Annotated in this window: 10 protein-coding genes and 2 pseudogenes; 5 read left to right on the forward strand and 7 right to left on the reverse strand. The window is 36.8% G+C overall.

All coding sequences use genetic code 11. The annotated features are described in order from the left end of the window. Positions 1 to 2: 2 nt before the first annotated feature. Complete coding sequence (locus tag DSM106972_RS01880; protein WP_186538583.1) at positions 3 to 293, reverse strand: hypothetical protein; 291 nt, start codon at positions 291 to 293, stop codon at positions 3 to 5. A gap of 762 nt (positions 294 to 1,055) precedes the next feature. Here DSM106972_RS01880 and DSM106972_RS01885 point away from each other — a divergent pair. Genes DSM106972_RS01885 through DSM106972_RS55630 form a run of 3 tightly spaced genes read left to right on the forward strand, consistent with a single transcriptional unit; the run spans position 1,056 to position 5,808 of the window. Then, positions 1,056 to 2,906, forward strand: a complete 1,851-nt coding sequence (locus tag DSM106972_RS01885) for a P-loop domain-containing protein (protein ID WP_127078285.1) — start codon at positions 1,056 to 1,058, stop codon at positions 2,904 to 2,906. Further along, the gene (locus DSM106972_RS01890) at positions 2,893 to 5,628 is read left to right on the forward strand and encodes a BamB-related PQQ repeat family beta-propellar protein (RefSeq protein ID WP_158632746.1); all 2,736 of its coding nucleotides are present in this window, start codon (positions 2,893 to 2,895) and stop codon (positions 5,626 to 5,628) included. Before DSM106972_RS01885 ends, DSM106972_RS01890 begins: the two co-directional genes overlap by 14 nt. Before the next feature lie 60 nt (positions 5,629 to 5,688). Next, complete coding sequence (locus DSM106972_RS55630) at positions 5,689 to 5,808, forward strand: hypothetical protein (protein WP_459178363.1); 120 nt, start codon at positions 5,689 to 5,691, stop codon at positions 5,806 to 5,808. A gap of 83 nt (positions 5,809 to 5,891) precedes the next feature. Here the strand turns inward: DSM106972_RS55630 and DSM106972_RS01900 are convergent. The 4 genes and pseudogenes from DSM106972_RS01900 to DSM106972_RS01915 all read right to left on the reverse strand — a co-directional run. Next, positions 5,892 to 6,200: pseudogene (locus DSM106972_RS01900) on the reverse strand (Uma2 family endonuclease); the annotation flags it as partial. A 200-nt stretch (positions 6,201 to 6,400) separates the two neighbouring features. Beyond that, the gene (locus DSM106972_RS01905; RefSeq protein ID WP_127078290.1) at positions 6,401 to 8,008 is read right to left on the reverse strand and encodes a mechanosensitive ion channel; all 1,608 of its coding nucleotides are present in this window, start codon (positions 8,006 to 8,008) and stop codon (positions 6,401 to 6,403) included. Positions 8,009 to 8,567: 559 nt separating this feature from the next. Beyond that, complete coding sequence (locus tag DSM106972_RS51100; RefSeq protein WP_127078292.1) at positions 8,568 to 8,750, reverse strand: hypothetical protein; 183 nt, start codon at positions 8,748 to 8,750, stop codon at positions 8,568 to 8,570. 79 nt (positions 8,751 to 8,829) lie between these two features. Further along, complete coding sequence (locus DSM106972_RS01915; RefSeq protein WP_127078294.1) at positions 8,830 to 9,138, reverse strand: hypothetical protein; 309 nt, start codon at positions 9,136 to 9,138, stop codon at positions 8,830 to 8,832. 422 nt (positions 9,139 to 9,560) lie between these two features. Between DSM106972_RS01915 and DSM106972_RS01920 the strand changes: the two genes are divergently transcribed. After that, positions 9,561 to 10,457, forward strand: a complete 897-nt coding sequence (locus tag DSM106972_RS01920; RefSeq protein ID WP_127078296.1) for a helix-turn-helix domain-containing protein — start codon at positions 9,561 to 9,563, stop codon at positions 10,455 to 10,457. A gap of 39 nt (positions 10,458 to 10,496) precedes the next feature. Beyond that, positions 10,497 to 10,847 (forward strand): annotated as a pseudogene (locus tag DSM106972_RS01925) (carbohydrate porin); the annotation flags it as partial. A gap of 50 nt (positions 10,848 to 10,897) precedes the next feature. On the opposite strand, the gene DSM106972_RS01930 reads toward DSM106972_RS01925, so the two are convergent. Both DSM106972_RS01930 and DSM106972_RS01935 read right to left on the reverse strand, forming a co-directional pair. After that, complete coding sequence (locus tag DSM106972_RS01930) at positions 10,898 to 11,194, reverse strand: type II toxin-antitoxin system RelE/ParE family toxin (RefSeq protein ID WP_127078300.1); 297 nt, start codon at positions 11,192 to 11,194, stop codon at positions 10,898 to 10,900. Continuing rightward, entirely contained in the window at positions 11,195 to 11,542 is a 348-nt protein-coding gene (locus tag DSM106972_RS01935; RefSeq protein ID WP_127078302.1) for a type II toxin-antitoxin system Phd/YefM family antitoxin, read from the reverse strand. Positions 11,543 to 11,559 lie beyond the last annotated feature (17 nt).

Consider the following 11,559-nt stretch of genomic DNA (forward strand, 5'->3'; position numbering starts at 1 on the left):
TACTATACAGAAGCAAAGGGCGCGGCAACTTCTTCCACATAGTGAGCATCACGTGCGCGCTCTGGTTGTTCCTGTGTATCTTCTATTATCCGAATAGCCGCTTTTATAGCTATTTTCTTAATGCCTTCAGAGAAGTCACTTTGTAACACGGTTAATAATTGTTTTTTATCAAGAAGTAAATTGGGGTCAGCTTGTGTCACCAATTTACTAACATTGATTATACCAGAGTTGTTACGCTTATGACCACTCTGTTTTTTATGAGTTTTATTGTTAGTATTCTCGTCTACAGGCATAAAGTGAAAAATAGCGTGATATTGAATTTAATTGTTAAATATAAATGCGAATTTAAATTAAAAACCTCTCCCCTAACCCCTCTCCTACGAGGAGAGGGGAACAAATATACTCAGGAATTCCCTTTTAGGGAACTCTGTTGGGGGGTTAGGTTCTACGTTGGTTTTTCCGCATGACGTGAAAAGCCAGGTTGAGAGTGATTTTACAGCGCATTGGTAACAAATTATGGAGGCGCCTCTCCAAGACAGTGTATCGTAGGGTGATTCTATAAAGACTTGTCTACCCACCTGGGTTGTGCTTGAGCTTATTAGCTATATGGGGCAAGCATTTTGCTGTTTTATTTGAGTGTAAGCGTTCGATAACAAACGATTTATCAATACTTTCAGCTTTTTGTCTACCTTAATTTCGAACTATATAGTATTTGTGTTTTTAAAAAATTAATTCGGTCTCTACGAGGTTGCGTGTATTATTTATGTACATCATATACTTAATTTTGCTGTATTCCCCGTGGGTTGGCGGGCGCCTGCTTATTAACGTTATCTTATGGTCAGTCTTCTGATTGCGCGCATATCATCAAGACAGGCTTTGGCTCGTGAAGTTTGGGATGTACGGTCAATTTACTGCAATCAAGGGCTATAATTATCTGTAAAAATAGTTATTATATTTACATTCGGTTTGTGTAAATTTCCTATATGCTAAGGGACTTAAAAAATACTCAAAACAGGCTACTTACCTGTGGTACAGCTATGATCTGTGCTGGAATAATGACTCCAAGTTTAGGAGCAAACTCACTAGTAAGTGCTGGTATTGGTGTTATTAGCAACATTTTTTCTAACGAGTTACCTAAGTATCTTGAGGAAGTTTTACGTCACAGTTCAGAAATTTTGCAACATCGTGACTTGACAGAAGTGGTGGGTTTGGCTATTGCAGTTGTAATTGATTCTGTTGCAAAAGAGTTTTCACAATATTCTTTGGAACTGCACAAAATTTCTTGGAATACAGGTAAAAATTGGTGGTTGTGGACTACAGAAAGCGGGGATGATATTCCAATTCCTCCTATTCGAGAAAATCAACTAATTTTGATTTTTTCAAAAAAAACCGAGGAGTTTGAGAAAGTCAGGTTATTGGAACAAAAGGACTGGCAAGATATATTTAACTGGCTTTGTGTTTTAAATAATGTAGAGATTCCTGAAGAATTAAGGAAGCACGTTGCAGAAAAACTCTATACCACATTTCCCAGAGCGGTTCGAGAAGTATTGAAGGATGACGCTGGTAGAGGTGGTCAAGCTTATAAAGAAATGCAGTTGTTGTTGATGAGTAAAATTATCGACGCTACACAAGATTTGCAGAAAAATGACTCATATATTCTTGAACGATTAGGAAAGACGGCAAGTAAGAAAGATGTGCAGGATGCACTTGCTCTTATTCTCGAAGCTTTAAACCGCTCGGTAACAAGTCAATCTTTTTACGAACATATCATAAAAATTGAAACTAAACTAGATGGATTAGCTGTTTTATTGAAACAAAACCAACCGTTTTATCCAGATTTTGAAGATTATATTAATGAGAAAATTCAAGACTTTGTAGGTAGACAGTTTGTATTCAATGAAATCAAGAATTTTTTACTAAATCAAAAGAAGGGTTATTTCCTTATTGAAGCTGACCCAGGTTTTGGTAAAAGTGCGATTATTGCCAAATTAATTCGGTTAGCAAAATGTATTGGTTACTTTAATATTATCAGACAAAACAGAGTAACCACGGAGCAGTTTATTGAAAGTGTTTGTCAACAGTTAATTTCTCGTTATCAGTTAACAAACTATTCGACTCCAATACACCCTGATAATTTACGTGATGGAACATTTTTCTCTAAGCTTTTACAGGAAGCTAGTAAAAAATTAGGCATACAAGAAAAACTAATAATAGCTATTGATGCATTAGATGAAGTTGATATTAGTAATTATCGTTCAGGTGTGAATGTTCTTTATTTACCCGAATCTTTACCAAATGGAGTCTATATTATTCTTACTAAACGACCTCAAAAGTTACCTTTAGTAGTCAATAATGTAAAAAATTTCAATCTGCGTGGGTATGAAAGTAACTGTCGTCAGGACGTAGAGAGTTATATTAAACTTCGCATTAACCAAAAGCAAGCTTTACAGAATTGGATTCAATCTCAGCAAGTAACAAACGCGAATTTTGTAACAATTTTGGCAGATAAAAGCGAAAATAACTTTATGTACCTACACTATATTTTGCCAGAGATAGAATCAAATAGTTATCAGAGTTTAAATATCAATAACCTACCTCAAGGCTTACAAAGTTACTATTATCAGCATTGGCAGCGTATGGGAATGATATCCCAACCTTTACCGATGGATAAAGTAGATATTGTATATCGTCTAGCTATATCTCTTGAACCAGTTTCTGTACGTATGCTTGCACAATTATCTAAGAAACAACCTTTTATAGTACAGCGTGTACTTGACGAGTGGGGTCAGTTTTTGCACAAGGTAAAAGTTGGCAATGAAAGCCGCTACAGTATTTATCACAAAAGCTTCCAAGATTTTCTGTTAAGCGATGAGATTGCTGGAGCTTATGAAGATGAAATTTCTTAAGAAAAAGTATGGTGAATTGGTGGATTACCTAACAGGAGGCGTAGAAACAAAAGATATTAAGAAACAATTAAATAGTTTAAATACTGAAGAGAGAAACCAAGCATGTCGGCACTTAACAACTTACATGAGTGAGGCTCGTCGGTATGAACAGCTTTACCAATGGTTGACTAATTTTGATTTTATTGAAGCTAAGATTTCCGCTTTGACTCCGCAAGCGCTAATTAATGATTATGATTTGCTATTACGTACTGAAGTTGAGATTTCTGAGGATAAAAAGTATTGTTTAAAGTTAATTCAAGGTGCGTTGCAACTGTCAGCTTCGGTATTAATTCAAGATGCTACTGAGCTAGTTGGGCAGTTAACAGGGCGCCTGCTATCGTTTGACACACCAGAAATTCAAACGTTTTTACAATCCTGTGCAGCAACTAGAAGCTTTTACTTACGCACCTTAACAGCTAGCTTAACTCCCCCTGGAGGCGCCCTTGTTCGTACCCTCAATGGTCATAGTGGTTCAGTTAATGCAATTACCGTTACTGCGGATGGTAAAAGATTAATTTCAGGTTCATCAGATAATACTTTGAAAGTCTGGAACTTAGAAACAGGAGAAGTAATATTTAACCTCTTAGGTCACACTGCCCCAGTTACAGCAGTAGCTGTTACCTTTGATGGAAGAAGAGTGATTTCTGGTTCCTATGATAAAACTCTAAAAGTTTGGGACTTAGAAACAGGAGAAGAAAAATTAACTTTTGATGGTCATCGTAGCCGTATAAGTTCCATTCGTATTAGTCGCAAGAGTCAGCAAGTAGTCTCCGCAGAAGAAGATAAAATTATCAACGTTTGGAATCTGGAAAATGGAGAAAAACAATTTAATTTAAATGGTCATCGTTCTTTAGTAAACACTTTAGCTATAACTTCAAATGATAAATTAGTTATTTCTGGTTCATCAGACGGAATTATTAAGGTTTGGAACCTCGAAACAGGTCAAGTAGAATTTACATTCAAACGTCATAATTCGGAAATAAGAACACTATTTATTAGTTTTGATGATAAAGAAGTAATTTCCGCTTCTTCAAATAACAATCTTCGACACTGGAGTTTAGAGACTGGAGAGCAACTGTTTAGCTCATCTAAGAATAATGATTGGGTTAGCACAGTTGCTATTACACCAAATATGTCTACAGTTATTTCCGGTTTATTAGACAATACTTTAAAAATTTGGGATATAGAAACAGGTAAAACAATTTTTAGCACATCGAGTCATGGTGGCTCAATAAATGCACTTGTTGTTACTCCTGACGGTAAACGATTTATTTCTGCTTCTTCTGACCATACTATTAAAGTTTGGAACTTAGAGATATTTAAGCACCCAATTAGTAAAAATGCTCATAATGACTCAATAAACGCTGTTGCAATTATACCCAATAGTAAGCAAGTTATTTCTGCCTCATCTGATACTACACTTAAAGTTTGGAATGTAGAAACAGGTAAGGAAGATTTCACTTTTTTTGAACATGCATATGCGGTAAATGCAGTCGTTGTTACCCCTGATGGAAAACAAGCTATTTCTGCTTCATCTGATAATACTATTAAGAGATGGAACTTAGTATCAAAACCTTTTTCTAACCTCACTCGTCATAATATTAAAGTAAATGCAATTGCTATTAGTGGTAATGGTAAGAGTTTAATTTCTGCCTCTAAAGATAATACGCTAAAGCTATGGAATTTAACAACTGGAAAAGGATTATTTGCATTGTCGGCGACTCTGAAACCAGATAAAGAAATTAATTTACAAAAAAAATACTTAAATTTTTGGTATTTAAAGACAGGAGAAAAAATTGTTTTGAAAGCTTCTGATTATTCCGCTTTTACTTCTGATGATAAATTTAAGATTAATGTTGGTAAGTATACTATTATAATTTTTGACAATTTTCAAAAAATAGAAATATGTAATTATCCTCTCTCAGGTAAAAGGACTTATTTTTTATCTATTAATGGTACATTACATATTAATAGCTTATCTATTAATGATGAATCTAAAAAAATGGAAGAATCTGATTATAATACACGCTACAAAGACATTCGTTTTGACAATTTAATATATTTGGATGAAAATTATAAAAAGATAGAGTATAACTTTTTATTACCATATATTGAACGTCAAAATTTATCAGGTTATATTATTAATATATATTATGTAGAAACAAATGAAAAATTAACTTTTAAACAATGGAATACTGTTTTAATTACATCGAATGATAAATGGGCTATTATAGCCGCAAACAATAAATTAATAGTTGTAGAAATAGTAACAGGAAACGAAACATGCATTTTTCCTTTTAATAGCAACATGAATACTTTATTTCTTGATGATAGTGGCAAGCTCTATCTGACAAAATATGAGAAAAATAAGGATGTAAATAAGACTACAGAATTGATAAATGCTGTAGCTTTGAGTAATGATGGACTTTGGGCTGCTTCTGGCTCATTGCATCGCGCGCTTAGAATATGGGATTTATTGAGTCACAAAAATGTTTTGACTTTTTATTGTCATAGAAAGTCAATAAACGCTGTAGCTTTCAGTAAGGATGGATTACAAATTATTACTGCGTCATCAGACAGCACTATTAAAGCTTGGGATATCAAAAATCAGGCAGAAAATTTTAGCCTTGCAGGTCATAAAGATTCAGTAAACGCTTTTGTTATCTCCTCTTGCGGGAAATAGTTAATTTCTGCTTCTTCTGATACGACACTAAAAGTTTGGGATTTACAATCTAAGAAAGAAATCGCCAGTTTTACTGGAGAAAGTAGTATTAATTGCTGTGCAGTTACCTCAGATGGCGCCACAATAGTTGCAGGGGAAACATCTGGGCGCCTGCACTTTCTTCGCTTAGAAGGCATATAGGTATCATCACCACCAAAGCTAACTTTACTATCCCAAAAATTCCAAAATTTGGGATAGTAACTGTTTAAACGGCGCCGTTCATTTTACCGTGGCAAAGCAGAATCAAAAATCTGTTGTGCAGTAAGGTTAATATAGGGGAATCGGGGAGAGATAATTAAGTCGTTACCTCCGTACATTTTCTTTCTGTATTCCCCGTCAAGAGCGTTCGCACACAAAGATTGTCGGTTGTTTAGGGTCGCCTATAAATTCCCGACTTCCCAATGCGGCATAATCTACAATCCAGTACTCAGGAATGCCCATAATTTCTAGTCCGCAAACTTTTTATGGTAATCGTCCCACCAGTTGGTGCTTACAACTTCAATTACAAACGGTACTGATGCACCATTCGTAACAAGCCCAAAGAAACCGGGCTTCTTGCCAAAAATCTTGCGATGAAACGTTAATTTTTCGTAAAGAAGCCCGGTTTCTGTTCTAGGTGCAAGATGTAAGTTACGATACTGCCACAACGCTCTTGTCGGTGCGTGACTGCTACGAAAATATTTCAACGTAGTTATAAGATTTGTAGCAGTCACGCACCCTACGGTTTTTATGATTAATTACGTTTGTCTTTAAAAGAGGCAAGAAATTCTTTTACTTGTTCACCTGCAACTTCACGCGCACCTAAGCCAAATGCAAGAGCAATCGCAACAGCTATGGCGCCGAGTAATAACCCAAATGCTAAATTAACGATATCACTAGCAACGCCGATTTGTTGTAATGACATCGCTGAAACCAAAGCAATAATAGCCACTCGCGCGATTTGTCCTAGAATCTGAGCTTGACGATTACCAGAAGCGGTAATAAGACTAAAAGCTAAATTTGCAAGAAATAATCCAACGGCAAATACCGCTAACCCCGATAAAATTCTGCCAAAAACAACAGTTAGAGCAGTAACTAACGCTGTTAGTGCGGGAATTTTTAAGATATCAACAGCTGCAACCGTAGCAAATAACATGATACCTACGATTACCACAGTACCCATGACTTGGGATGGTGTGCGGGTAGTAGTTGCAGGTGACGGCGCCTTTTGTTGAGTAGATATACCCAGAACAGAAAAGATATTGTCGAAACCAATGCTCGAAAGAATATTAGTCACGAGTTCGGCAGCAAAGCGCGCTAAGAAGTAAGAAGCTACTACTATAAATGCTGCCGTGAAAATTAAGGGAATTGCATTGAGAATTTGTTGCAGCATCGCAACTGCTGGAACAGAAATCGCATCTATTTTTAGAGCGTTCAATGCTGCAATGGCTACGGGAATCAATATCAGAACGTAAACAACCGTGCCAATAATTCCTGACAGTGATTGCCCTGTAGTTGAACGCAAACCAAACGAGGCGCCTAAACGGTCACCTCCAGCAGACGCAATTAAATTAGTAACAATTCGTTTGACAATCGTAGCAAGCAGCCAGCCCGCAGCAGCAATTAATACCGCAGCGAGAATATTTGGAACAATCGAAATTATCTCTGTAACTAAAGTCTGTACCGGAAGCAACGCTTGATTTAACTCTAACGCATTCAGAATTGGCAACAGAAATAATAAAAAGATAAACCAGTAAAGCGCATTACCAATAGTTTCACTTAAAGATAATTGCTTCTGGTTTGACGATGCACCATCTTCTAACTGTGAATTCAAACGCTCATCAAGTCTTGAACTACGTAGTCCTTGTACTGTTATTAGCTTGACAACAGTTGCAACCGCCCAAGCAACTGCAAGTAGAGCTGCGGCGCCTGCTAATTTAGGAACATATCCAAGTACTTGATTAAGTAAACTATTTAAAGGTTGCGAAACAACCTGCAAATTGAGTGTTTGTAAAACAGCAACAACAGTAAAGAGAAGAATAATCCAATAAACAAAAGTTGAGATTGCTTTCTCAACTTTAGGTAAATCCCTTCCGTCTGTACGACCTAGAATACCAGCAGCAATGCGATTATCGATATCAGTACGATTGAGAAGTTTTCGTACAATAGTACTTGCAACCTTAGCAACTAACAAACCAACTAATAAAATAGCTACTGCCGCAAGCAATGTTGGTAAAAAACTAACCAATTGTGCCAACAACTGTTGCATATAGTTCACCCCATTATTTAGCGATTGTGTAGGTTGAACAGATAAATCCGGTTGTGGTGTTTGTGCCAGTATGCCTTGCCAGGTAATATTCATAAATTTTGTGAGTTTCACCCTAAATACCACTGAGACTTCAAAATCTACCAGTATTTACTCGTAAACCTGTGTCGGATACTATACTTATATTCAAAATTTTCAATAGATGTAGGTTGGGTGGAGCGCGTCTCTACAACATGCGGATTTCCTAAGACAATCTTACTCGCTGCAAAGCTAAAGGCAATATTTTGGAAAAAATCCAAAATGGCGAATACAAGCCAAAACCTGATGACGAGCGGAATATTATAATTTATGCATGGCTACAAACAAATTCTTTAACTTACATCTTGCACCAGCCTAGATAGTTGTAACAATCAAAACTTGTGTATTTGTAGATTACTAGCTTCGTTCTTACCCGCATAGGGTTGAAAACCCCTATGCTAATAGCGCAAGTCCTCTAAAAGAGGACTAAGAAATCATTGTTATTTTAGCTACTATATATTATTAATATTGTAGTTTACACTTAGAGGTGCAAGATGTAAGCTATGACGTTCTTGAATTAGTTCCTGCTATCAACCCCAGCAAGACTGATTCCTAGAGCGATGTCTTTGTAAATTCCTTACAAATTTTGGATTTGAATCCGCAAACTAGTCAAACGTAGGCTATTATCCGGTTCCAGGGTGAGAATAAGTTTCTCACCGGGTTGCAGTGAGAGATGATGACAGATAGATTCAGGAAGAACAATGTTTCCCTGCTCCCCAAGTTCAATGGTTTGTTGGTAAGGTGTTGACATAGGCGCCATTACTGTTATTAATTAACTAGCATAAGACGATAATGGCGAAACCAAGGGTCAAATAATCGCCCTTGACTTCGATTCGCTCTTATGACGTGACGGAACTTGTGCGCGTTTGTGTAATTAACTTAATAATTTCTTGCGGGGATTTTGCTTGAAGTACTGCCAGTAGGTTTATTGCTTTGGCTATTAATCTTCGACTATCTTCATAAGTATTTTGGATAGGTAAAACCAGTTGAATGGGGTTGCCGATGTCGTCAGTCCCACCTTGAAACACTAACAGATACGGGTTTGGATGTGGAACAGCCTGCCACCCATTGTGATTGAGGTATGATACAATGTCGGCAATTTGAAGAGAATTTATTTGAAATTCATCTTGGAGGATTTGCTCTATCATTTACCACTCTCCTGTTTTGAGTTTCTGTATTAAAGCTTGTAGTGATTCTGGGGTTAACCGTTGCTGCCGAGGGATGCGAAACTAGTTATCAAATAAAAACCCAATTAGGGAAGCTGCTGCTGCCAAGCTATTAGATGCTGCATACAAAGTTCTTAACCGCAACGCTCTCTTCATGATTACAACTATTCATTATCAGTTTCGTAAATCCCTGTCAGCTTATAATTTTGATTGAAGGCGCCGTTTATCATCAGGTACAAACTTGGCAAGATAGAAGAAAACATTTATTAGAACAGATGCTCTTTTAAGTATCAAAATATGTATAGGACATATGTAAAGCTATTCCTTCAAAAATCTATTAATATGAAGTCATTACGACTATGTTTAATCTAAGCGAGTTATCTTGACTTTGGGGGTAGAAGTTTATGATGTCAAAAAGTCCTTTGATGGTTGATTTTACTACAAAAGACGGGGATTCAATGATTTACCCGCGTGCTGCGTTGCTATCAAGTTATGCATCTAACTGGGATATTCACTTTCGGTATCATTCTCAACCGCAGTATGAAATGCCTGAACACTCCTCTAACCAAAATTGCATCATCATGCACCATTGTACTTTGCAATCACCAATAATTGAAACGATTGAAGGGGTGTCTCAAGCAAGTCGTATAAATTGGGGAAAGATTACTGTTTTGCCAGCGAATGTAAGAAATAAGGCATTTTGGGAAACGGAGTATGAATTTATTACACTAGCTTTTGAACCAAATATATTTATACAATACATTACAGAAGCGATTGATGTGGATAATGTTGAGTTATTGCCAACCTTAAGTCATCCCGACCCACTAATTCATGGTATTGCGTTAGCTCTTAAATCTGAATTGGAATCAAACCAATTAGGTGGTCGTGTATATGTTGATTCATTGGTAACAGCGTTAATGGCTCATCTGTTACGTAATTATTCTGTTAAAAACCCTACACAATCTTTCTGTAAAAATGCTTTACCAAAGCGCAAGTTGCAGCAAGTACTGGACTATATTCACGCTCATCTAGATCAAGATTTAACGCTCTTTAAGTTAGCGGCAATTGTGTACATGAGTCCAAGTTATTTTTCTACTTTATTTAAACAGTCTACTGGATTGGCGCCGCATCAGTACATAATTCGGTATCGTGTCGAACGTGCCAAGCAACTACTGCTTGAGGGAAAATTGAGTATTGCAGAAATTTCTACTTTAGTTGGCTTTACTCATCAAAGCCATTTGAGTTACCACTTCCGGCGCCGTTTTGGTAGCAGTCCTAAAGTTTTTATTTCAAGTCAGTAAGAATTTGCTCAACTTGCAAGACGGTTCAACGTATTCGGCGCCAACGTTGAGCTAGCAATTTCACCTTCGTTTGCAGTCTTTGGTCGTTATGGTTTTGGTAGTTATAATGACACTGCTTTTGGTGACATTGAACCCAGCTACTGGATGGCAGGTATTGCGTTTCCAGACCTTTTTAAAGAAGGCGCCTTAGCAGGTATTGCTATAGGTCAACCATTTATTGAAAATGCAGTAGGTAATGCAACTCAGACAAACTTTGAAGCATTCTATAATCTTCCCGTTTCCGATAACATTAGAATCACACCGTTAATACAAGTAATTACCAATCCTGCGAACCAAGAAGATAACGGTACAATTTTTACAGGTACATTGCGAACTGTATTCTCTTTTTAGACCGCATCACCGAGCAAGTGATAAGAGATGTAATGGTACTTTACTACAACTTATTCGTTGCCAAATTGACTTTCAAAATCTCTTGATTGATGCAAAATTCGTAGTATTTCAATGCCATCTTCAATTTTGACGTAAAAAACAATATATGGCTTAACTGGAAAGCTTCTGAGTCCATTAAGTAAAGCATCTTGCTTTTTACCCATGTCAGGAAATTGAGCTAACATGGGCAAACGATTAAGAATTTGAGCGATTTGTTTGTCAGAAGCAAGTGGATTTTGCTCAGTAATAAAAACCCAAATATCCTCCAAATCTTGTTCAGCAAGCTCCGAAAGTCTATAGGTATTCATTTAATCTTCCTGAGAATGCAACCTGCGTTCTCCTCGCTCTTTAATTTTTTGTAGCAAACCAGGCAGAGTTTCATCATTATATTCCGTGTACTGCCCATTACGTAATTGTTCGGCTCCTAGGTTAATGTCACGCTGCAAAGCTTCTAGCTTCAGCTTTCGCACTTCTGCTTCTGCTTGCTCCAGTCGCTTCTGAGTTTCCTGAAAGCTTATTGCATCCTGAATAACAATTTCTGCTTTGCCGTTAACAGTGAGGACAAGAGGAGATTTTGTCGCTTTAGTACGCTCTATAAACTGCTTGACATTACGCTTAAAATCTGTTAGAGGATGAATATTTTCTAAATTAATCATAAAAAGTATTAAATTCA

The sequence above is a fragment of the Dulcicalothrix desertica PCC 7102 genome (assembly GCF_003991905.1).
Classification (GTDB): Bacteria; Cyanobacteriota; Cyanobacteriia; order Cyanobacteriales; family Nostocaceae; genus Dulcicalothrix; species Dulcicalothrix desertica.